The following is a 21,209-nucleotide window of genomic DNA, read 5'->3' on the forward strand; positions in this document are numbered from 1 at the left end:
TCCAGGGTCGATGCTGGTACTCCCTTACTCAGCTTGGGAGTTGCACCCTATGTCTGGCTATCTGGATAAACCGCAGTCTCACGAAAGCAGTGATGCAAAAGCTCGGCGCAAGCTGATCGACCAGCGCCGCATGGAATACCGTCGCGCCATTGAAAGCTATGCCGAGCAGCGTCAGCTGCAACATGAGTTGGTCGACTTTCCGGAGTTGATTGCAGCTAATTACCTGGCGGGCAAGCAGGCATTGGCGCAGCAAACCGCTCAGCCAGCGTGTTGATCAGGCTGCGTTGATCGCGCACGAAGGCGAAAAACGCTTGGGCCACCGGTGACAGGTATTTGCTGCGCGGGTGCACCAGGCACCAGCTGCGCAGCAGCGGCAGCTCGCTCACCGGCAGCTCACGCAGGACGCCGCATTCCAACTCGCGGCGCACCGCGTGACGTGGCAGCAGGGCCAGGCCAAGGCCGGCGATGACGCCTTCGCACTGACCTTCCATGGAGCCGACTTCCAAGGTTTGCGCGAAGTGCGCGCGCTTCTGGTGGCAATACTCCTCACAGGCCTGGCGCGTGCCGGAGCCCGCTTCGCGGATCAGCAGCGGAAATGCGGTGAGGTCCTGCAGGCTCAGTGGGCCCTGACTACACAACGGGTGATCGGCGGGCGCCACGGCGATGATCGGGTTCGTCAGAAAGGGCAGAAACTCCAGGTTCATGTCCGTTGGCACCCGCGACATGATCAACAGGTCATCACGGTTGGCGTTCAGGCGTTTGAGGGCCTGGGTGTGATTGGTGACCACCAGCTGTAAGTTGACTTCCGGGTATTGCTGGCGAAAAGCGGCGAACAGGTGCGGAATGAAGTACTTGGCGCTGGATTCGATCGCCAGGCTCAATTGCCCTTGCAGTGAGCCCTGGAGGTCAGAGAGCTGCATATCGAGGCTTTCCAGGCGGCCGAAAATATCCGCGCTGGCGCGTTGCAGGGCTTCGGCGGCTTCGGTCAGGTACAGCTTCTTGCCGATGTAATCAAACAGCGGCTGGCCGATCAGCTCTTCCAACTGGCGAATCTGCAGGCTTACGGCGGGTTGGGTCAGGGCCATTTCCTCTGCGGCGCGGCTGTAGGACAGGTGGCTGCATACAGAGCGAAACACCTGAATCTGACGAAAAGTCATACGCAGCAAGGACTTACGCACAAATTTTACCTGTGTGAGGGCAGTGGTAAGGCTTAACTATAAGCTTTAGCTAATGCCTAACCCAATAATAATTGATTTTGGTTAATCACCAAGCCGGCGTAGCGTGAGCACCTGACCGCTGCTGCTGTTGCGGTCACACGTCGACCGGTTTTGCCGTTCGCCTGCTCACGTGATCGAGGACGCTGGCTCGTGATCAAGAAAATCCTGATAGCCAACCGCGGTGAGATTGCCGTACGCATCGTGCGAGCGTGTGCCGAAATGGGTATTCGCTCGGTGGCGGTGTACTCCGATGCCGATCGCCACGCCTTGCACGTCAAGCGCGCCGACGAAGCCCACAGCATTGGCGAGGAACCGCTGGCCGGCTATCTGAACCCGCGCAAGCTGGTCAACCTGGCGGTGGAAACCGGCTGTGATGCACTGCATCCCGGCTATGGCTTTCTCTCGGAAAACGCCGAGCTGGCAGACATCTGCGTCGAGCGGGGCATCAAGTTTATCGGCCCGAGCGCGGAAGTGATCCGGCGCATGGGCGACAAGACCGAAGCGCGGCGCAGCATGATCGCCGCCGGCGTACCCTGCACCCCCGGTACCGAAGGCAACGTGGCGGATATCGCCGAGGCACTGCGCGAAGGCGACCGCATCGGCTACCCGGTAATGCTCAAGGCCACCAATGGCGGCGGCGGGCGCGGTATCCGCCGCTGTAACAGCCGCGACGAGCTGGAGCAGGCCTACCCACGGGTGATCTCCGAGGCGACCAAGGCCTTCGGTCGTGCCGAAGTGTTTCTGGAAAAGTGCATCGTCAACCCCAAGCACATTGAGGCGCAGGTGCTTGCCGACAGTTTTGGCAACACCGTGCACCTGTTCGAGCGCGATTGCTCAATTCAGCGGCGTAACCAGAAGCTGATTGAGATCGCCCCCAGTCCCCAATTGACCCCTGAGCAGCGCGCTTACATCGGCGACCTGTCGGTACGCGCCGCCAAAGCGGTGGGTTACGAGAACGCCGGTACCGTGGAGTTCCTGCTGGCCGAGGACGGCGAGCTGTACTTCATGGAGATGAACACCCGGGTGCAGGTGGAGCACACCATCACCGAAGAAATCACCGGCATCGACATCGTCCGTGAGCAGATCCGCATCGCCTCTGGGTTGGAGTTGTCGATCAAGCAGGAAGACATCATCCACCGGGGTTTCGCCCTGCAGTTCCGTATCAATGCCGAAGATCCGAAGAACAACTTCTTGCCCTCGTTCGGCAAGATCACCCGTTATTACGCCCCCGGCGGTCCTGGAGTACGCACCGACACGGCGATCTACACCGGCTACACCATTCCGCCCCACTACGACTCCATGTGCCTGAAGCTGATCGTCTGGGCGCTGACCTGGGAAGAAGCCCTGGCCCGTGGCCTGCGCGCCCTGGATGACATGCGCGTGCAAGGGGTCAAAACCACCGCCGCCTATTACCAGGAAATCCTGCGTAACCCGGAATTTCGCAGCGGCCAGTTCAACACCAGTTTTGTCGAGTCGCACCCGGAGCTGACCGAATACTCGATCAAGCGCAACCCGTCGCACCTGGCCATCGCAATTGCCACCGCCATCGCTGCCCACGCCGGCCTGTAGGGGAAGGAACCAGACCATGAACAAGAAGATCACCATCACCGATACCATCCTGCGCGATGCCCACCAGTCGATCATCGCCACCCGCATGCGCCTGGATGACATGCTGCCGATCTGCGCCAAGCTCGATCAGGTTGGTTACTGGTCGCTGGAAGTCTGGGGCGGAGCGACCTTTGATTCCTGTGTGCGCTTCCTCAAGGAAGACCCGTGGGAGCGCCTGCGCAAACTCAAGGCCGGCCTGCCCAACACTCGTCTGCAGATGCTCCTGCGCGGGCAGAACCTGCTCGGTTATCGCCATTACAGCGATGATGTGGTGCGCGCCTTTGTGGCCAAGGCGGCGGTCAACGGCATCGACGTGTTCCGCATCTTTGATGCGATGAATGACGTACGTAACCTGCGCGTATCCATTGAAGCGGTGAAGGCCGCCGGTAAGCACGCACAAGGCACCATCGCTTACACCACCAGCCCCGTACACACCGTTGAGGCGTTTGTGAAGCAGGCCAAGGCCATGCAGGCCATGGGCATCGACTCCATCGCGATCAAGGATATGGCCGGTCTGCTCACCCCGTACGCCACTGCTGATCTGGTGCGGGCGCTGAAGGCGGAAGTCGACCTGCCGGTGTTTATCCACAGCCATGACACCGCTGGCATGGGTTCGATGTGCCAGCTCAAGGCGATTGAAGCCGGTGCTGACCATATCGACACCGCCATCTCCAGCTTCGCCTGGGGCACCAGCCATCCGGGTACCGAGTCGATGGTCGCTGCGCTCAAGGGCAGCCCCTACGACACCGGGCTGGATCTGGCGCTGATTCAGGAGATCGGTCTGTACTTCCACGCCGTGCGCAAGAAGTACCACCAGTTCGAGAGCGAATTCACCGCCGTGGATACCCGCGTGCAGGTCAACCAGGTGCCGGGCGGGATGATGTCTAACCTGGCTAACCAGCTGAAAGAGCAGGGCGCGTTAAACCGCATCAACGAAGTGTTTGCGGAAATCCCGCGGGTGCGTGAAGACCTCGGCTTCCCGCCGCTGGTGACGCCGACCTCGCAGATTGTCGGCACCCAGGCGGTGTTCAACGTCCTCGCCGGTGAGCGTTATAAAACCATCACCAACGAGGTGAAGCTCTACCTGCAAGGTCGCTACGGTCTGGCGCCGGGCAAGGTCAACGAACAGCTGCGCAAGCAGGCGATTGGCAGCGAAGAAGTCATCGAAGTGCGTCCGGCCGACCTAATCAAGCCGGAGATGGCCAAACTGCGTGAGGAAATCGGCAGCCTGGCCAAGTGCGAAGAAGACGTGCTGACCTACGCCATGTTCCCGGATATCGGGCGCAAGTTCCTTGAAGACCGCGCTGCCGGCACCCTGACGCCGGAAGTGCTGCTGCCGATCCCGGAAGCCGGCGGTGTGGCCCCTGCGGGTGGTGAAGGCGTACCGACCGAATTCGTGGTGGATGTACACGGCGAAAGCTACCGCGTCGACATCACCGGCGTTGGCGTGAAGAGCGACGGCAAGCGTCACTTCTACCTGTCGATCGACGGCATGCCGGAAGAAGTGGTGTTTGAACCACTGAATGATTTTGTCGCGGGCAGTTCTGGCAAGCGTAAGCAGGCCAGTGCGCCGGGCGATGTCAGCACCAGCATGCCAGGCAATATCGTCGATGTACTGGTCAAGGTCGGTGACACGGTCAAGGCCGGTCAGGCGGTGCTGATCAGCGAAGCGATGAAGATGGAAACCGAAGTGCAGGCGCCGATTGCCGGTACCGTGACGGCGGTGCATGTGGCCAAGGGCGACCGGGTCAATCCGGGCGACGTACTGGTGGAAATCGAAGGTTAACCTCGGAAGCCCCGGCTGTTTGAACAGGCATTTGAATGGCTTTTTTGGGGCTTCTTTTTACACCGCAGGCGCGGCTTATTCGTCGCGCCTGCATGGGTTTTTAGGCCCAGTGCCTGAGTCCCTGGAGCCGTAAGGCTCCTTTTTTCGGTTATGCCCCGCTGTGCAGGGTTCTGCTGTTCTCAGCAGGAGACTGGGCAAAACTGCGGGTATCAGCACAACGCGTGGTGGGGGCATGACCTTTTATTCGAGCAGGTGTGACGCGACAGGCGTCTTAATAGCAGTTCAATACGGGAGCAATGCGCGGTGAGTCTGGATCCGGTGGTGCTGTTCTTTGTGTTCGGCCTGTTGGCAGGTTTGCTGAAAAGCGAGCTGAAATTGCCACCTGCGCTGTATGAAACCCTCTCCATCATTCTGCTGCTGGCGATTGGTCTGCACGGCGGTGTGGAGTTGGCCGAGCAGGCCAGCTGGCAGTTGCTCGGGCAGGCGGCCTGGGTGCTGGGGCTGGGTGTGGCGCTGCCGCTGCTGGCCTTTGCTGTGCTGCGTGGCCTGGGCTTCGATCGGGTCAACGCCGCGGCAGTGGCGGCACACTATGGTTCGGTCAGCGCCGGGACCTTTGCTGTGGTAGTGGCCTATATGCTGGCCAAGGGCATCGAGTTCGAAAGCTACATGCCACTGTTTGTCGCCATTCTGGAAATCCCGGCGATTCTGGTCGGCATCCTGTTGGCTAAGGGGATTGCCCGCGACACCGATTGGGGCGAGTTGGGCCGGGAAATCTTTCTCGGCAAGAGCATCATGCTGCTGCTCGGTGGCCTGATCATCGGTGCGATTGCTGGCAAAGAGGCAATCAAGCCGCTGGAGCCGTTCTACACCAGCATGTTCAAACCGGTGCTGGCGCTGTTCCTGCTGGAGATGGGGCTGATTGCCTCGGGTCAGCTCGGCTCGCTCAAGCAGTTCGGTCTGCGCCTGCTAGGTTTTGCCTTGCTGATGCCGTTGTTCGGTGCGTTGATCGGCGCGCTACTCGGTCGTTTTATGGGCCTGAGCCTCGGCGGTACAGCGGTGCTGGCTACGCTGGCGGCGTCTGCTTCCTATATCGCCGTGCCGGCGGCCTTGCGCCTGGCCTTGCCCGAGGCCAACCCGTCGCTGTCGCTGACGGCGTCGCTGGGCATTACCTTTCCCTTCAATATCATCGTCGGCATCCCGTTGTACCTGATGCTGGCCGAACAGCTGATGGCCTGGGGGCTCTAGATGGACGCGCATATCCGCACCCTGCTTACCGTGATCTGCGAAGCGGCGCTGGAGAAAAAGCTGGTGGCTGACCTGGAACAGCTTGGCGCGCCGGGCTGGACCATCTCCGATGCCCGCGGCCGGGGTGGCCGCGGCGTGCGCAGTGCCGGCTGGGACACCGAAGGCAATATCCGCGTGGAGATCATCTGCACCCGCGATATCGCTGAACGCATCGCCGGCCACCTGCAGGCGCGCTACTACGCCAACTACGCCATGGTCTGCTACCTGGCTCAGGTGGAAGTGCTGCGCGCGGAAAAGTTTTAGCGGCGCAGGCGATGGGCGGTGCGCAGTTCCAGCAGGTCTTGATAGGTGCAGGTCTGCGGTGCTTCGCCGGTCAGATCAAAGCAGCGTTGGCCGAAACCCATTGGCCAGTAAGCGATGCCGACTGGTGGCCAAAAGATCGAGGCCACTCGGAAACGGCTCTTCAATTTGCCAGAGCGAATGGTATTGGCCTGATTGTCTTCGATACGGTAGGGAATACCAGCGCTGGCGCCCCAGGAGAAGGGACGGCTGCGGACAAGCCCCTGGTTGTTCTTCGCCGGTCGTTCGTTAATCACCAGGGTGCTGTTTTCCGGCAGTTTGAACCAGGCGCCGGTGGAGCAGCCTACGCAGGCTAGGGCGATGAGTAACAGAGTGCTGAGGCGGAGTGCGGACATGCGTGTCGATCCTTATGGTCATCCGTGAACATTCACGAGCAGGCGTCAATCTGGCCATTGGCCAGCTGCGCGGGCGCGCAATATACCCAGTTTTGATCGGGTTTGCCTGTGCCGGGGGTGTTCCTGAAAAGTTTTCCGGGCCCGGCTGTGATCAGCGTCTTGCCGCCAGCGTCTAGCCACAGAGCCCGGGCGTCTGGGCGCCGCTAAGGGCCTGAGCATGCAAGCGCTGTTGAATGAAATTCTTGATCAAGTCCGCCCGCTGATCGGGCAAGGGAAAGTGGCCGATTACATCCCGGCGCTGGCTGATGTGCCGGCCAACCAGCTGGGCATTGCGGTGTACAGAAACGACGGTGAGCTGTATTGCGCCGGTGATGCACACACGCCGTTCTCCGTGCAGAGCATTTCCAAGGTGTTCAGCCTGGTGCAGGCGATCGAGCATTCCGGTGAGGATATTTGGCAGCGTTTGGGCCATGAGCCCTCCGGCCAACCCTTCAATTCGTTGGTGCAGCTGGAGTTCGAGCGAGGCAAGCCGCGCAATCCGTTTATCAATGCCGGCGCGCTGGTGATCTGCGACATCAATCAGTCGCGCTTTGCTGCGCCAGTGCTGTCGATGCGTGACTTTGTGCGCCGTCTGGCGGGTAACCCGGAGGTGGCGGTGGACCAGCGGGTAGCCGAGTCGGAATACCAGCACCGCGCGCGCAATGCGGCGGCGGCTTACCTGATGCAGTCCTTCGGCAATTTTCACAACGATGTGGAAGCGGTGCTGCGCAGCTATTTCAGTTACTGCGCGCTGCGCATGAGCTGCGTCGACTTGGCGCGGGCGTTCTGCTTTCTGGCTAACGACGGCTTCTGCAAGCACAGCAGTCAGTCGATTTTGAGTGCGCGGCAGAGCAAACAGGTCAACGCGATCATGGCCACCAGCGGCCTGTATGACGAGGCCGGCAATTTCGCCTACCGCGTCGGTCTGCCGGGCAAGAGTGGTGTTGGTGGCGGCATTGTCGCGGTGGTGCCGGGGCGTTTCAGCGTGTGCGTGTGGTCGCCGGAGCTGAACGCCGCCGGCAACTCCCTGGCCGGGATCAAGGCCCTGGAGCTGCTGAGCGAGCGGATCGGCTGGTCGGTGTTTTAACTGCCGCCGTAGGAGCGGCGGGGTACCGCCCAGCAGCTCCTTCAGGGTGGATGCATCACCCAGCAATCAACTCCTTGGCCGCCTGGCGGTGATCGGCGATCAGCTTGGCCACGTCGAGGCCTTCGATCTGGCCGTCAATCACCCGCCACTGGCCGCCGATCATCATCCGGTCGGCCTTGTCGGCGCCGCACAGCAGCAGGGCGGAGATTGGGTCGTGGCTGCCGGAGAAGCGCAGCTCATCCAGTTTGAAGAAGGCCAGGTCGGCCTGCTTGCCCACCGCCAGTTCGCCGATATCGCTGCGCCCCAGCAGCTTGGCCGAACCCTTGCTGGCCCAGCCCAGCACCAGTTCCGGGGTGATTTTTTCGGCGCCGTAACGCAGGCGCTGGATATACAAAGCCTGACGCGCTTCGAGAATCATGTTCGAGGCATCGTTGGAGGCCGAGCCATCCACGCCGATGCCGATCGGTGCGCCGGCGGCTTCCAAGTCGAGGGTCGGACAGATGCCCGAGGCCAGGCGCATATTCGAGCTTGGGCAGTGGCAGATACCGGTGCCGGCCTGGCCGAGGCGGGCGATTTCATCCGGGTTGAAGTGAATGCCGTGGGCCAGCCAGGTGCGCGAGCTGAGCCAGCCGACGCTGTCCAGATAGTCCACAGTGCGCAGGCCGAAGCGCTGCAGGCAGAAGTCCTCTTCGTCGAGGGTTTCGGCCAGGTGGGTGTGCAGGCGCACGTCCAGTTCTTCGGCCAGTTCGGCGCTCTGGCGCATGATTTCCTGGGTCACTGAAAACGGCGAGCAGGGCGCCAGGGCGATCTGGATCTGCGCACCGTCGCCGCGCTGGTGGTAGTCCCGGATCAGCCGTTGGCTGTCGGCCAAGATGACTTCGCCCTGCTGCACCGTCTGTTGCGGCGGCAGGCCGCCGTCGGCTTCGCCCAGGCTCATCGAGCCGCGTGTGAGCATGGCGCGCATGCCCAGTTCGCGCACCGCTTCGACCTGCACGTCGATGGCGTTTTCCAGGCCGCCGGGGAACAGGTAATGGTGATCTGCCGCGGTGCTGCAGCCGGACAGCAACAGTTCGGCCAGGGCCACTTTACTGGCCAGGGCGAGCTTCTCGGGGGTCAGGCGTGCCCACACCGGGTAGAGGGTTTTCAGCCAGGGAAACAACGGCTGATTGACCACTGGGCCCCAGGCGCGGGTGAGGGTTTGATAGAAGTGGTGGTGGGTGTTGATCAGCCCCGGCAGCACCACATGTTCGCGGGCATCGAAGGTGCGATTGCAGGGTTGGCTCGGCTGCTGGCCAGCCTTGAGCAGTTCACTGATCACACCGTCTTCAATCACCAGTCCGCCGGCAGCGTCGAGGTTGTTTGCAGTGAAGATGGCGAGGGGGTTTTTGATCCAGATACGTGTAGCAGCCATTGAGTTGGCTCCTCTGAAGTTGGGTTCAGGTTAGCCAGCTCAGTGTTTACCCTGTCTGCTGATCCAGGTGCGCGGCCGGCGCAGGTGGCCGGGCGTGGCGCAGAAGATAACGCCGTAATCTGCCTGCGGCAAGAGCGCATGGCAGAATTTCTGACCACGAAGTCAGTGCTTAGAACACTTTGCGGTATTGGATGAAACCAGAGCGTTCAGCGATACGCTCATACAGCAGCATGGCCTTGCTGTTGCTCTCGTGGGTCATCCAGTAGGTACGCGAGCAGCCCTGTGCCTGGGCTTCGCGGTAGACGTGCTCGATCAGCTTACGGCCGGCACCACTGCTGCGTACATCCTTGCTGATAAACAGGTCCTGCAGGTAGCAGTAGTCGCCGGGTGTCCAGGTCGAGCGGTGGTAGATCCAGTGCACCAGGCCAATCGCCTGGCCATCATGCCAGGCCAACGCGGCATGCATCGGCTCGGCCGGGTCTAGGAAGCGCTGCCAGGTAATGTCGCTGGTCGCTGCGGCAATTTCAGTCATGTAGAAACGCTGATAACCCTGCCACAGCGGTAGCCATACGGCATGATCGGCGGCAGTTACAGGGCGGATCTCGACGGGGATGCGAACGGGCATGGCGACACTCTCCTTGGCTGGGTAAAGCCCTTACAGCCTAGCCGTAAGGGCCCAAGCTTCAATCGGCGCGTTCACCACAGACATCCAGGGCGAACCAGTGTTCCACTTCGGCCTGGCTCAGACCCGCGCCGAGCAAGGCGAACAGCTTGCCCAGAGCCGCTTCACGGGTCATGCCGCCGGCGGAAATCAGCCCGGCGCTGGCCAGTTGGCTGCCGGCGGCATACACGCCAAACTCGACATGGCCGTGCGGGCACTGGCTGATTGCGGCCAGTACCACGCCACGTGCATGGGTGGCCTTGAGGACATCGAGCAGTTCAGCGTTGTCTGACGGGCCTGTGCCGCTGCCGTAGCACTCCAGCAGCAGGCCTTGCACGCCGCTGTCCAGCAAGGCGCGCACGTGGTTTGCCTGGATGCCGGGGTAGAACGGCAGTACGGCCAGATTCACCGGCTGGCGCGGTTGGCGGTAGTCGATATTCGCTGGAATGCTTTCCGCACGTGAGCTCTGGCGCTGGCGTGGCAGCACGTGGAAGGCATCGAAGGCATCGCTGCGCAGCTTGCTCACCCGCGCGCCATGCAGCAGCTCACCGTTGAAATACAGGTGCACGCCCGGCGTGACGCCGGCCTGCAGCGCGCGCATGGCGCCGAACAGGTTGCCCCAGGCATCGCTGCCCTCGGCACCGGCCGGCAGCATCGAACCACTGAGAATCACTGGGACGGGCAAACCCAGCAGCAGAAAGCTCAAGGCGGCAGCGCTGTAGGCCAGGGTGTCGGTGCCGTGCAGCAGCAGTACGCCGTCGCAGCCGTCCTGCTCGATGCCGGCGTGAATCGCCGCGACCATCGCCAGCCAGTTGTGCTGGTTCATATTGGCGCTGTCGATTGGCGGCAGCAGCTCGCGGAAGGTCCATTGCGGCAGCGGCTGAGACTCCAGCGCTTGCTGGCGGCGCAGGCGCTCATCGAAACCGGACGCTGGGGCCAGGCCCGTGGCGCTCATTTGCATGCCGATGGTGCCACCGGTGTAGAGCACCAGAAGATTGCTACAACCCATCAGGGGTCTCCGTACTTTCATTGTTCTTATAAGAAAACAGGGGGCCAAGCCCCCTGTTTATTACAGCGTATGCAGCGTTAGCGGCGGCTTAGCGCTGATGCACGCTGTTGCCAATTTCCGCATGGTTGGCCGGGGCGTTTTGCGCCGCGTTAGGCCATGCAGCTGGGTCGAGGTCCAGGTCAGCGAAGTTTTTCGCATCGAATACGGGCGATTCCACGCCGGCCTTGATCTGGCTGTCGTAGTCGCGCATCAGACGCAGGCCGACCTTGAACAGCAGCACCAGGGCAATCAGGTTGCAGATGGCCAACAGACCCATGGTCACGTCGGCGAAGGCGAACACTGTGCCCAGATCCTGTACCGAACCCCAGAGTACCAGAGCCACCACCAGCACGCGGTAGACCATCACTGGCGCGCGTTTCTTGCTGAAGAAGCCCAGGGCGTTTTCACCGAGGTAGTAGTTGTAGATCAGGGTGGTGAACACAAACAGCAGCAGCGCCACGGTCACGAACACCCGGCCCCACTCACCGACCACGCTGGCGACGGCAGTTTGGGTCAGCACAACGCCGGCCATTTCGGTGCCCGGCGTATACACACCCGACAGCAGGATGATCAGCGCGGTGCAGCTGCACAGAATGATGGTGTCGATAAACACGCTGAGCGACTGCACGATGCCCTGAGCTACCGGGTGCTTGACCTCGGCAACGGCGGCGACGTTAGGCGCACTGCCCAGACCGGCTTCGTTGGAGAACAGGCCGCGTTTTACGCCCATCAGGATGGCCGCGCCGATACCGCCGGCAAAGGCAGGTTCCAGGCCGAACGCGCTCTTGAAGATCAGCGCCAGGGTGGCCGGGATAGCATCGACGTTACTGCCGATCACGAACAGCGCCATGGCGATGTAGGAGAAGGCCATCACGGGTACCAGCACGTCAGCAAATTTGGCGATGCGCTTGATGCCGCCGAAGATGATCAGGCCAATCACCACGGTCAGAATCAGGCCGCTGACGTAGGTCGGCAGGCCGAAGGTGTCATGCATGGAGCTGGCTACGGTGAACGATTGCACGGCGTTGAAGCCGAAACCGAAGGTCACCAGCAGCAGGATCGAAACGACGATGCCCAACCAGCGTTGGCCGAGGCCGTGCTGAATGTAGAAGGCCGGGCCACCGCGGTAGGTGCCGTCGTCTTCGCGGCGCTTGTACAGCTGCGCCAGGGTGCATTCGAAGTAGCTGGTGGCCATGCCGACCAACGCCACGACCCACATCCAGAAGATCGCGCCTGGGCCACCGAGCATGATTGCCACCGAGACACCAGCGATGTTACCGGCGCCGACGCGACCGGCTACCGAGAGCATCAGCGCCTGGAACGAGCTGAGCTGGCCAGGCTGACGCTGGAAGGCTTCGGCGAAGATGCGAAACATGCTGCCGAAGTAACGGAACTGGACGAAACGCGAGGCGATGGTGAAGTACAGACCAAGGCCGATCAGCATCACGATCAGGAGCTTGCTCCAGATCAGGTCGTTGAGAATATCGAGCATGGCAGTGAGGTCTCTCTTGTTGTTTTGTGAAGGAAATATGGGCGGGGCCGAATGGTTGAGCAGACGCGCGCGTGGTGCAATTTCGCGGGTCGCGGCGAACTGATGCGAGTTGATGCTAGAATCGCGTCGCTCGCATCACCAGGAAATCCGCCATGTCCGACCATCTAGGGTCCAATCTAAAGCTGTTGTGCAGCCATTACCGGTCAATCGCCGAGGTTTGCCGCAAGCTCGCGATCAATCGCGCCCAGTTCAACAAATACCTGAGCGGACAAAGCCGACCGACGGCTTACAACCTCAAGCGGATCTGCGATTTCTTCGGTGTCGAAGCCTACGAGCTGAGCCTGCCGGCCGAGCAGTTTGCCGACCTGATTGGTGCGCGTACGCCGGGCCAGGTTTCCGGCGCGCGTACCGACGCATTGGTGGAGCTGCTCAAGCCCCTGCGCGCGCATGCCGGCAACCTGTCGCGTTACTGCGGCTACTACTTCGAATACTCCAACTGCATGTCGGTGCCGGGCACCGTGCTGTTGTCGCTGGTGCATCTGTGGGAGGAGGACGGCGACTTCCTGTTCGAGCGCCAGGAGCGTCAGGAGCGATCCGCGAGCGCCGACGTGCAGGGCGAAGACTGGGTGCGCTGCCGTTACCTGGGTGCGGCGTTTCAGCTGCAGGACCGGCTGTTTCTGATGGACTACGAATCGCTGACCCTCAACGAAATGAGTCAGACCATTCTGATTCCCAGCTACAAGAGCCGCATCACTCGCTTGAACGGCCTGAAAACCGGCGTCTCCAGCGGCGACCGCCGTAGCCCGGCCTGTACCCGCGTGGTGTGGGAATACCTGGGCACCGAGATCAACCGCATCAGCGCCTACCGCCAGGTGCGCCTGTACCGCCCGGACGATCCGCGCATCGACGACGACGTGCGCCAGCGACTGGCCGATGCACCGCTAAAGAACGGGCTGTTCGAGATCGAATAAACCGCTGCGCTATTACCGCAGGTCTTGCAGACGCTGCTGCCGCCCCTCTGCATCGAAATTGTCCGCCGCCAGCCAGCGTTCAAAGGCCGCGTTGCAGGCCGACCATTCGCTGTCGAGGATGGAGAACCAGGCGGTGTCGCGGTTACGCCCTTTGACCACCATATGCTGGCGAAACAGCCCTTCGTAGCTGAAGCCCAGACGCTTGGCGGCGCGCATCGAGCGGGCATTGTCAGCGTTGCATTTCCATTCCAGGCGGCGGTAACCAAGCTCGCCCAATGCCAGCTTGGCCAGCAGATACACCGCCTCGGTCGACGCCGGGCTGCGCTGCATGGTGCGGCCGAAAGCGATATGACCGATCTCGATACAGCCATCCTTGGGCGCAATGCGCAGATAGCTCAGCAGACCAACTGCACGCTGCTGGCTCAGGTCGATCACGCTAAAGAACAACGGATCGCGACTGGTCGCATGACCGCTCAGCCAGGCATCGAACCCCGCGCGTTCGCTGAATGGACCGTAGGGCAGGTAATCCCAGAGTGCCGGGTCGCTATCCGGGCCTTGCAACGCCTGCCACAGATCGTCGCCATGGCGCGCCGGGTCGAGCGGTTCGAGGCGCACATACTGACCGTCCAGGGGTTTATGGGCCGGGGTGGGCACGGGCTGCCAGTCGTGTAGCGGTTGCTGGGGCATGCGGCGGCTCCTGCTTAGAACTGTTTGCGGTATTGGATAAAGCCCGAGCGCTCGGCGATGCGGTCGTAGAGCTGGCGGCCTGGGTAATTGGTTTCCTGGGTCAGCCAATGCACGCGGCTGGAGCCGGCCGCCTGGGCCTGGGCATAGACGTGCTCAATCAGCAGGCGACCGATGCCGCCGCCGCGCTGATCGGCACCGACAAACAGATCCTGCAGGTAGCAGCTGTTCTCCACCGACCAATTAGTGCGGTGGAAGATCCACTGCACCAGCCCTACGGCCTGGCCGTTGCGCCAGGCGAGGGCGGCATGGGTGGGCTCGCTCGGGTCGAGAAAACGCTGCCAGGTCATCGCGCTGACCTCGGCGGGTAACGCGCTCTGGTAGAAGTGCAGATAGCCCTGCCACAGCGGCAGCCAGGCGGCGTGATCGGCGGTGCTGACGGGACGGATTTCAATGTTCATGGCGCTTCCTTGGCTAAGTGTTGGCTATTGATCTGTGCGGCCAGTTCGCGGTCGCGTGGGTCATGGCTGGCGTGCAGGCCATCGCGCACGCCGGCCTGGTCGGCCTGGCTGCGGTTTTGGCCGAGCTTCCATTTGCCTTCCAGGCGCTCGATGGGCAGGGCGAAGCCGACAATGGCGCGCAGCATGCTGTCGATGTAATCGCGCGGCGCATCGCTCACCGCCCAGGGCTGCGGGCGCTCGGCTTCGTGCAGCGCGCTGAGGCGGCTGACCAGCTGCAGCAGGCGCTCGGCGTCATCGAACACTTCGGCGCGGCCATGGGCCTGCACGCTGATGTAGTTCCAGGTCGGCACCACCTTGCCGTGCTCGGCCTTGGCGGCGTACCAGGACGGGCTGATATAGGCCTCCGCTCCTTGGAAAATCACCAGCGCCGGGCTGCCCTCGTCGAGGTCGCGCCACTGCGGGTTGGCCCGGGCGAAGTGGCCGTAGAGTGTGCCGTAGGGACCTTCATCGGCATCCAGCAGTAACGGCAGATGGCTGGCGAGTAGGCCCTGAGTACCGTGGCTGACCAGCGTAGGCAGGCGCGTGGCGCGCATCTGCTGGTGCAGCGTAGTGAGGTCGTCCTGGCGGAAGGCGACGGGCGTGTACATGGGCGGGCTCCTAGCAGGCCGTTGAAAAACGTTGGCGAGGCAGCCAGTGCAAGGCAAAAACAAGCGAAAAAGCGGAGTTTACGAGCTGTAAATGAGCATTTTGAGACGCCGTGTCTCGGCCTGTTTTTAACGCCGCAATGGCAACGCAGGTAGTTTTTCAACAGCCTGCGAACGCGATGAAGCCATGCTAGGCAGGATATTGGCCTGTTGTAAGATCCACTTTCTGCGACTTCTATGGAGCCAATCGGCATGGCCATTCCGTCCGCTGCGCCGCTGCCGGTCGATCTATCCGGCATTCACCTCGACCCACAGCGCGGCCTGGCGCGTCAGCTGTATCAGGCGCTGCGCGAGCGCATCCTCGATGGTCGCCTGCAAAGCCGTACACGCCTGCCGGCCAGCCGTGATCTGGCGAACCTGCTGGGTATCTCGCGCAACACCGTGACCCGCGCCTTCGATCAGCTGTATGCCGAGGGCTATATCGAGGGGCGCATCGGTGCCGGTACTTATGTGGCCGAGTTGAGCGGGGCGACGCGGCCAACGCCCGTACCCTCTGCCCAGGCTCAGCTGTCTGGCAGCACGCAGAGTGCCGCTTTGCAGCTGTTACAGAATCATCATCTGAACCCGCCATTGAGCGGCCCGCCACGGGCGTTTCGCGTCGGCGTGCCAGCTTTTGATCTGTTTCCCTTCGAGACCTGGGCGCGTTTGTCCGCGCGCTTCTGGCGCAAGCCCTCGCCGGCGCGTCTGGGCTATGGCGACCCGGCTGGCGATTGGCAGCTGCGCGAGCTGATCGCCGCTTACCTGCGCAACAGCCGCGGCCTGCACTGCGCCCCGGCGCAGATCATCGTCACCAATGGCGCGCAGCAGGCCATAAGCTTGTGCGCGCAATTGCTGGTCACGCCCGGCGCGCGGGTGGCCGTGGAGAACCCCGGTTACCGCGCTGCCGGCCATGCCCTGGCGATCGCCGGGGCGCAGCTGTGTGGCGTGGCGGTGGATGGCGAAGGCTTGGATACCGATGCGCTGGAGGAGGTCGAAGGATGCCGGCTGGTTTACCTGACGTCCTCGCACCAGTACCCGACCGGCGTCACCCTGTCGCTGGCGCGGCGCCTGCAACTGCTGGAGTGGGCCGAGCGCAATAACGGCCTGATCATCGAAGACGATTACGACGGCGAGTACCGCTACAGCGGCACGCCGCTAGCGCCGCTGGCGGCCCTCGACCGTCAGGGCCGGGTGCTCTACGTCGGCACCTTCTGCAAGATCGCCTTTCCGGCGCTGCGTCTGGGTTATCTGGTATTGCCGCCAGCGCTGGCCGAAGCCTTCGCCCGTCGTCGCGCCCTGGATATGCGCCATTCGGAAATCGGCACGCAGGCGGTGATGGCCGAATTTATCGCCGCCGGGCATTTTCAGCGGCATATCCGCCGTATGCGCACTGCCGCCCGCAGCCGTCGCGATGCGCTGCTGGCCGGTTGGCCTGAGTTGGTACCGGGCTGCGCGCCGCTGCCAGTGGTGGAGGCTGGGCTGCATCTGTGTGTGCGGGTGAACAGCCTGGCCCGCGAGCGTGAGCTGATCAGCGCCGCCGAAGGGGTTGGCGTGGAGATAAGTGCGCTAAGCAGTTATTGGCTGCCCGACAGCAGCACGCCGGAAAATCAGCGGGCCGGGTTGGTGCTGGGATTTGCCGCAGTGCCTGAAGCGCAGATCACCGAGGCTCTGGAGGCGTTGCGCCGCGCCTGGACGTTGTAGCCCGAACTAACGCGGTCTCTTTCCCATGGGAAGAGGAGAACCATACGCGTATAAAAAAGGGATGGCCGCAGCCATCCCTGAAGGAAAAGAGGCGGGGAGGCCTCCTGGTCGATGTTGCGCATTACAGGGTGAGCGGCACGAGGCGCGGGGCGATCATGTTTTCTGGGCGCAGGATGTCGGCCAACTCGGCATCGCCCAGCAGCTTCTCTTCACGCACCAGCTCTAGTACGCCGCGACCACTTTCCAGCGCCACCTTGGCGATGCGCGTGGCGTTTTCGTAGCCGATATAGGGGTTGAGTGCGGTGATCAGGCCGATGGAGTTTTCCATCAGTTCGCGGCAGCGCGCTTCGTTGGCGGTGATGCCGTCGATGCACAGCTCGCGCAGCATATCCATGGCGCGGGTCAGCAGGCGGATCGAGTCAAAGATCTTGTAGGCGATCAGCGGCTCCATCACGTTCAGCTGCAGCTGGCCGCCTTCGGCCGCCATGGTCAGCGCCAGGTCGTTGCCGATCACTTCGAAGGCCACCTGGTTGACCGCCTCGGGGATCACCGGGTTGACCTTGCCGGGCATGATCGAGCTGCCTGGCTGGCGCGGAGGCAGGTTGATCTCGTTGATGCCGGTGCGTGGGCCGCTGGACAGCAGGCGCAGGTCGTTGCACATCTTCGACAGCTTCACCGCCGTGCGCTTGAGCATGCCAGAGAACAACACAAAGGCGCCCATGTCTGAGGTGGCTTCGATCAGGTCGGCGGCCGGGGTCAGCGGGTGGCCGCTGATGATCGCCAGGCGCTTGACCGCCAGCAGCTGGTACTGCGGGTCGGCGTTGATGCCGGTGCCAATCGCGGTGCCGCCCAGGTTCACTTCAGTGAGCAGGGTCGGGGCAAGCAGCTTGAGGTGCTGCAGGTCTTCGCCAAGGGTGGTGGCGAAGGCGCGGAATTCCTGACCGAGGGTCATCGGTACGGCATCCTGCAGCTGTGTGCGGCCCATCTTCAGCACGTGGCTGAATTCCAAGTGCTTTTTTGACAGCGACTGGATCAGCTTGTCCAGCGCAGTGAGCAGGCTGTCGTGGCCGAGCAGCAGGCCCAGGCGGATGGCGGTCGGGTAGGCGTCGTTGGTCGACTGCGCCATGTTCACGTCGTTGTTCGGGTGCAGCTGCTTGTAGTCACCTTTCTCGAAGCCCATGGCCTCCAAGGCAATATTCGCAATCACCTCGTTGGCATTCATATTGGTCGAGGTGCCGGCGCCGCCCTGGATCATGTCGACCACGAACTGGTCGTGGAACTCGCCCTGAATGATGCGTGCGCAGGCGGTGCTGATCGCTGTGTGCTTGGCCGCAGACAGGTGGCCCAGCTCGCGGTTGGCGTCGGCGGCGGCCTGCTTGACCATGGCCAGGGCAACCACCAGTTTCGGGTAGTGCGACAGCGTCACGCCGGACAGGCGGAAGTTCTGCACGGCGCGCAGGGTCTGGATGCCGTAATAGGCGTCAGCAGGAACGTCGAGGGTGCCGAGCAGGTCTTTTTCGAGGCGAGTGGATGCAGCAGCGGACATGATCAAGGTCATCTCAGGAAATACGGCATATGCCGCGATGGCCCGTAGGTTAGGGGCTGCAGCTCGATACTGGCCAATGCTGTTAAGCACTGGGTCATGCATAATCGGCATAACGTTGGCGTGACCGCTCAACGTCGACCGACGTGTTCGCATGCACAAGGGCTGATCCATGAACCTCGAAAGCAAATGGCTGGAAGACTTTGTCACCCTGGCCGCCACCCGCAGCTTCTCCCAGGCGGCGCAAAAGCGCTTTGTCACTCAGCCGGCATTCAGCCGGCGCATTCGCAGCCTGGAGAACATGCTCGGGCTGACCTTGGTCAACCGCGCCTGCACGCCCATTGAGCTGACCGAGTCCGGCCAGCTGTTTCTAGTCACCGCACGGAGCATGGTCGAGCAGCTCGGTGAGGTGGTGCGTCATCTGCATAACCTCGAAGGCCAGCAGGGCGAGGTGATGCAGATTGCCGCCGCGCACTCGCTGACCCTGGGCTTTTTCCCCGAGTGGATTGCCCGCCTACGCCGTGAAGGTCTGCCGTTGACCACCCGTCTGGTGGCGACCAACGTCGGTGAAGCGGTGCATGCGCTGCGTGAAGGCGCTTGCGACCTGATTCTCGCCTACTACGACCCCGACGCTGCGCTGCAGATGGACCCGGAAATCTTCCCTTCGCTGCACCTGGGCCGCACGGAAATGCTCCCGGTGTGCGCGGTGGGCGAAGACGGCGCGCCGCTGTTTGACCTCAACAGCGGCCAGAGCGTGCCGCTGCTGGCCTACAGCGCCGGGGCGTTTCTCGGTCGTTCGGTCAACCTGCTGCTGCGCCAACGCGCGCTGCGCTCGACCACGGTGTACGAAACGGCGATGGCCGACAGCCTGAAAAGCATGGCCTTGCAAGGTATGGGCGTGGCCTGGGTCCCGCGCCTGAGCGTGACCGCCGAACTGGCCCGCGGCGAGCTGGTGGTGTGCGGTGATGAACAGTGGCAAGCGCCGCTGGAGATTCGCCTGTACCGCTGCGCCCTAGTGCGCAAGGCCTCGGTGCGCTTGCTGTGGCGCAAACTGGAGAGTGGCGAGATCGGCCGCTAGACCGACCTCGATTGTCGCATGCTAACGCGGCACGACCTGGCCGACGCCGCGACCACGTGGATCTGACGCTGTTTCCAAGCGGCTACCGGTTACCTTGATGGCTTGAATATCGCCCATGTTCCAGCCCTGGTCTTCAAGGGTGTAGCCCATGCTTTTCAGCTCATCGGCCACCTTGCCAGTAAGCGGCGCATAGGCGTCATAGTAGATCGTGTCTTTGGGTAATAGCTGGTGGTGCACGCGCTGTGCATCGATGGCTTTTTGTAGTGGCAAGCCAAAGTCATACACGTTGTTCAGCACCTGAAAGATCGAGGTGAAGATGCGCGAGCCGCCTGGCGTACCCAGGATCAGGCTCACCTGACCGTCGCGGGTGACGATGCTCGGGCTCATCGAGGAGAGCATGCGCTTGCCCGGTTCGATGGCATTTGCGTCGCTGCCTACTACACCAAAGGCGTTAGCAATGCCGGGTTTGGCACTGAAGTCATCCATCTCGTCGTTGAGCAGGAAGCCTGCACCTTTTACCACTACGCCGCTGCCGTAATCCCAGTTGAGGGTGTAGGTGTTACTCACGGCATTGCCGTCAGCGTCGATGATCGAAAAGTGTGTGGTCTGGTGGGTTTCCAAGCCCGGACTAACTTTTTCAGTGGCTGAAATGGCCGTGGGGTTAACTTCAGCCGCGCGTTTGGCAATGTAGCTGGCGTCCACTAATTGCTTGACCGGCACATCTGAGAACTTGGGGTCGCCCAGGTAATCGGCGCGGTCAGCGAACACGCGCTTTTCGATTTCCGCCAGCAAATGGATGTAACGCGAGGAGTTGAGTTCAATGCCTTTGAAGTCAGCGGCGCGCTGCTCTTTGATACCGATCAGTTGGGCTAATGCGATGCCGCCAGAGCTGGGCAACGGTGCGGTGTACAGGGTGTTGCCTTGCCAGTCGATGCGCATCGGCTCGCGCCATTCTGCGCGATAGGTTTGCAGGTCTTTGGCACTGATCAAACCACCGTCGCGCTGCATTTGCGCCACCAGCAATTCAGCAGTTTTGCCCTGGTAAAACTCCGCAGCGCCATTGGCTGAGATCCGCTCCAGCGTTTGTGCCAGCTCCGGCTGCTTGAAGGTTTGTCCCGGGCGCATGCTGCCAAAATAGTCGGCAAAGTTGGTCTGGTCGTTGAACAGTGCCAGCGCGTCTTCACGGTATTGGTATTGCTGCTCGGCAACCGTGAAACCGTTACGGGCATAGCCGATGGCCGGGGTCAGCAGTTCTCCCCAGGGCAACTTGCCAAAGCGCTGGTGCGCTTCCCATAAGCCCATCACGGTGCCGGGTACGCCGGCGGCTTTGGCACCGACCATGGTGCTGTTTTCGATGACTTCACCCTTGTCATCCAGGTACATGGTTTTGGTGGCCGCGAGAGGGGCCACTTCACGGTAATCGATAAAGAACGGCTTGCCGTCCATAACTAGGGTCATAAAGCCGCCGCCGCCGATGTTACCGGCTTCGGGGTAGGTCACCGCCAGGGTAAAGGCCGTTGCTACGGCTGCATCCACTGCATTACCACCGGATTTCAGTACGTGCGCGGCGACCTTGGCACCATATTCGTCTGGGGCAGCCACTGCGCCACCGTCGAGCGGGGCAGCCCATACGCAAGAACTTGTGGCCGCCATGATCGCGGCGGCCAGCAGGGTGGAGCGGGCAGTCAATTGCATACAGTTATCCTTTTTCTTATGGTCTGACCAAGCTTCGCTGGCATCTCGTTGTACGTCATGGTGAGTTGCCAGAGAGGCTCAAGGAGTTATCCAGCTTAGGTCAT

Annotated in this window: 20 protein-coding genes; 9 read left to right on the plus strand and 11 right to left on the minus strand. The window is 62.0% G+C overall.

Going from position 1 to position 21,209, the window contains the following annotated elements:
- Positions 1–49: 49 nt before the first annotated feature.
- Complete coding sequence (locus HBN63_RS13545) at positions 50–274, plus strand: transcriptional regulator (RefSeq protein WP_160086176.1); 225 nt, start codon at positions 50–52, stop codon at positions 272–274.
- Here the strand turns inward: HBN63_RS13545 and HBN63_RS13550 are convergent.
- Complete coding sequence (locus tag HBN63_RS13550) at positions 216–1,178, minus strand: LysR family transcriptional regulator (protein WP_090250880.1); 963 nt, start codon at positions 1,176–1,178, stop codon at positions 216–218. The genes HBN63_RS13545 and HBN63_RS13550 overlap by 59 nt on opposite strands.
- A gap of 189 nt (positions 1,179–1,367) precedes the next feature.
- On the opposite strand from HBN63_RS13550, the gene HBN63_RS13555 reads away from it, so the two are divergent.
- From HBN63_RS13555 to HBN63_RS13570, 4 genes are all read left to right on the plus strand, one after another.
- Positions 1,368–2,786: an acetyl-CoA carboxylase biotin carboxylase subunit gene (locus tag HBN63_RS13555; RefSeq protein ID WP_090250877.1), complete on the plus strand. Its 1,419-nt coding sequence runs from the start codon at positions 1,368–1,370 to the stop codon at positions 2,784–2,786.
- Between the two features lie 16 nt (positions 2,787–2,802).
- Positions 2,803–4,611, plus strand: coding sequence for a sodium-extruding oxaloacetate decarboxylase subunit alpha (gene oadA, locus HBN63_RS13560; protein ID WP_170049791.1), 1,809 nt, complete (start codon positions 2,803–2,805; stop codon positions 4,609–4,611).
- A gap of 303 nt (positions 4,612–4,914) precedes the next feature.
- Positions 4,915–5,856, plus strand: a complete 942-nt coding sequence (locus HBN63_RS13565) for a sodium-dependent bicarbonate transport family permease (RefSeq protein WP_090250873.1) — start codon at positions 4,915–4,917, stop codon at positions 5,854–5,856.
- Entirely contained in the window at positions 5,857–6,159 is a 303-nt protein-coding gene (locus HBN63_RS13570) for a DUF3240 family protein (protein WP_160086172.1), read from the plus strand.
- On the opposite strand, the gene HBN63_RS13575 is transcribed toward HBN63_RS13570, so the two are convergent.
- Positions 6,156–6,551 (minus strand): hypothetical protein, encoded by a 396-nt coding sequence (locus tag HBN63_RS13575; protein WP_170049792.1) that lies wholly within the window; start codon positions 6,549–6,551, stop codon positions 6,156–6,158. The genes HBN63_RS13570 and HBN63_RS13575 overlap by 4 nt on opposite strands.
- Before the next feature lie 217 nt (positions 6,552–6,768).
- Between HBN63_RS13575 and glsB the strand changes: the two genes are divergently transcribed.
- A complete protein-coding gene (glsB, locus tag HBN63_RS13580; RefSeq protein WP_170049793.1) occupies positions 6,769–7,677 on the plus strand; it encodes a glutaminase B in 909 nt (302 codons plus the stop codon).
- Positions 7,678–7,732: 55 nt separating this feature from the next.
- On the opposite strand, the gene HBN63_RS13585 is transcribed toward glsB, so the two are convergent.
- The 4 genes from HBN63_RS13585 to HBN63_RS13600 form a co-directional block, all read right to left on the minus strand.
- Positions 7,733–9,088 (minus strand): 8-oxoguanine deaminase, encoded by a 1,356-nt coding sequence (locus tag HBN63_RS13585; protein ID WP_170049794.1) that lies wholly within the window; start codon positions 9,086–9,088, stop codon positions 7,733–7,735.
- A 169-nt stretch (positions 9,089–9,257) separates the two neighbouring features.
- Positions 9,258–9,713, minus strand: coding sequence for a GNAT family N-acetyltransferase (locus tag HBN63_RS13590; protein WP_170049795.1), 456 nt, complete (start codon positions 9,711–9,713; stop codon positions 9,258–9,260).
- Between the two features lie 58 nt (positions 9,714–9,771).
- Complete coding sequence (locus tag HBN63_RS13595; protein WP_170049796.1) at positions 9,772–10,758, minus strand: asparaginase; 987 nt, start codon at positions 10,756–10,758, stop codon at positions 9,772–9,774.
- An 88-nt stretch (positions 10,759–10,846) separates the two neighbouring features.
- Entirely contained in the window at positions 10,847–12,289 is a 1,443-nt protein-coding gene (locus HBN63_RS13600) for an alanine/glycine:cation symporter family protein (RefSeq protein ID WP_170049797.1), read from the minus strand.
- 152 nt (positions 12,290–12,441) lie between these two features.
- Here HBN63_RS13600 and HBN63_RS13605 point away from each other — a divergent pair, with 152 nt between their 5' ends.
- Positions 12,442–13,260, plus strand: coding sequence for a helix-turn-helix transcriptional regulator (locus HBN63_RS13605; protein ID WP_160086160.1), 819 nt, complete (start codon positions 12,442–12,444; stop codon positions 13,258–13,260).
- A gap of 12 nt (positions 13,261–13,272) precedes the next feature.
- Here the strand turns inward: HBN63_RS13605 and HBN63_RS13610 are convergent, their stop codons facing one another.
- From HBN63_RS13610 to HBN63_RS13620, 3 genes are read right to left on the minus strand one after another with little or no spacing between them, the layout of a single operon-like run.
- Positions 13,273–13,947, minus strand: coding sequence for a GNAT family protein (locus tag HBN63_RS13610; RefSeq protein ID WP_170049798.1), 675 nt, complete (start codon positions 13,945–13,947; stop codon positions 13,273–13,275).
- A 14-nt stretch (positions 13,948–13,961) separates the two neighbouring features.
- A complete protein-coding gene (locus HBN63_RS13615; protein WP_170049799.1) occupies positions 13,962–14,405 on the minus strand; it encodes a GNAT family N-acetyltransferase in 444 nt (147 codons plus the stop codon).
- Positions 14,402–15,052, minus strand: a complete 651-nt coding sequence (locus HBN63_RS13620) for an FMN-binding negative transcriptional regulator (protein ID WP_170049800.1) — start codon at positions 15,050–15,052, stop codon at positions 14,402–14,404. Before HBN63_RS13620 ends, HBN63_RS13615 begins: the two co-directional genes overlap by 4 nt.
- Before the next feature lie 255 nt (positions 15,053–15,307).
- Between HBN63_RS13620 and HBN63_RS13625 the strand changes: the two genes are divergently transcribed.
- Positions 15,308–16,789, plus strand: a complete 1,482-nt coding sequence (locus HBN63_RS13625) for a PLP-dependent aminotransferase family protein (protein WP_170049828.1) — start codon at positions 15,308–15,310, stop codon at positions 16,787–16,789.
- Between the two features lie 121 nt (positions 16,790–16,910).
- Here the strand turns inward: HBN63_RS13625 and HBN63_RS13630 are convergent, their stop codons facing one another.
- The gene (locus HBN63_RS13630; RefSeq protein ID WP_170049829.1) at positions 16,911–18,335 is read right to left on the minus strand and encodes an aspartate ammonia-lyase; all 1,425 of its coding nucleotides are present in this window, start codon (positions 18,333–18,335) and stop codon (positions 16,911–16,913) included.
- 169 nt (positions 18,336–18,504) lie between these two features.
- On the opposite strand from HBN63_RS13630, the gene HBN63_RS13635 reads away from it, so the two are divergent.
- On the plus strand, positions 18,505–19,410 hold the full coding sequence (locus tag HBN63_RS13635; protein ID WP_170049801.1) for a LysR substrate-binding domain-containing protein: 906 nt from the start codon (positions 18,505–18,507) through the stop codon (positions 19,408–19,410).
- 21 nt (positions 19,411–19,431) lie between these two features.
- Here HBN63_RS13635 and ggt read toward each other — a convergent pair whose 3' ends face one another.
- Positions 19,432–21,105: a gamma-glutamyltransferase gene (gene ggt, locus HBN63_RS13640; protein ID WP_170049802.1), complete on the minus strand. Its 1,674-nt coding sequence runs from the start codon at positions 21,103–21,105 to the stop codon at positions 19,432–19,434.
- Positions 21,106–21,209: the final 104 nt, after the last annotated feature.

Source organism: Pseudomonas sp. WS 5011 (assembly GCF_012985775.1).
In the GTDB taxonomy this organism is placed as follows: Bacteria; Pseudomonadota; Gammaproteobacteria; order Pseudomonadales; family Pseudomonadaceae; genus Aquipseudomonas; species Aquipseudomonas peli.

Bases quoted from the DNA above. Each gene is read 5' to 3' on its own strand.
- HBN63_RS13545 (WP_160086176.1), top strand. From the start codon at position 50: ATGTCTGGCTATCTGGATAAACCGCAGTCTCACGAAAGCAGTGATGCA.
- oadA (WP_170049791.1), top strand. From the start codon at position 2,803: ATGAACAAGAAGATCACCATCACCGATACCATCCTGCGCGATGCCCAC.
- HBN63_RS13570 (WP_160086172.1), top strand. From the start codon at position 5,857: ATGGACGCGCATATCCGCACCCTGCTTACCGTGATCTGCGAAGCGGCG.
- HBN63_RS13575 (WP_170049792.1), bottom strand. From the start codon at position 6,551: ATGTCCGCACTCCGCCTCAGCACTCTGTTACTCATCGCCCTAGCCTGC.
- glsB (WP_170049793.1), top strand. From the start codon at position 6,769: ATGCAAGCGCTGTTGAATGAAATTCTTGATCAAGTCCGCCCGCTGATC.
- HBN63_RS13585 (WP_170049794.1), bottom strand. From the start codon at position 9,088: ATGGCTGCTACACGTATCTGGATCAAAAACCCCCTCGCCATCTTCACT.
- HBN63_RS13590 (WP_170049795.1), bottom strand. From the start codon at position 9,713: ATGCCCGTTCGCATCCCCGTCGAGATCCGCCCTGTAACTGCCGCCGAT.
- HBN63_RS13595 (WP_170049796.1), bottom strand. From the start codon at position 10,758: ATGGGTTGTAGCAATCTTCTGGTGCTCTACACCGGTGGCACCATCGGC.
- HBN63_RS13600 (WP_170049797.1), bottom strand. From the start codon at position 12,289: ATGCTCGATATTCTCAACGACCTGATCTGGAGCAAGCTCCTGATCGTG.
- HBN63_RS13605 (WP_160086160.1), top strand. From the start codon at position 12,442: ATGTCCGACCATCTAGGGTCCAATCTAAAGCTGTTGTGCAGCCATTAC.
- HBN63_RS13610 (WP_170049798.1), bottom strand. From the start codon at position 13,947: ATGCCCCAGCAACCGCTACACGACTGGCAGCCCGTGCCCACCCCGGCC.
- HBN63_RS13615 (WP_170049799.1), bottom strand. From the start codon at position 14,405: ATGAACATTGAAATCCGTCCCGTCAGCACCGCCGATCACGCCGCCTGG.
- HBN63_RS13620 (WP_170049800.1), bottom strand. From the start codon at position 15,052: ATGTACACGCCCGTCGCCTTCCGCCAGGACGACCTCACTACGCTGCAC.
- HBN63_RS13630 (WP_170049829.1), bottom strand. From the start codon at position 18,335: ATGTCCGCTGCTGCATCCACTCGCCTCGAAAAAGACCTGCTCGGCACC.
- HBN63_RS13635 (WP_170049801.1), top strand. From the start codon at position 18,505: ATGAACCTCGAAAGCAAATGGCTGGAAGACTTTGTCACCCTGGCCGCC.
- ggt (WP_170049802.1), bottom strand. From the start codon at position 21,105: ATGCAATTGACTGCCCGCTCCACCCTGCTGGCCGCCGCGATCATGGCG.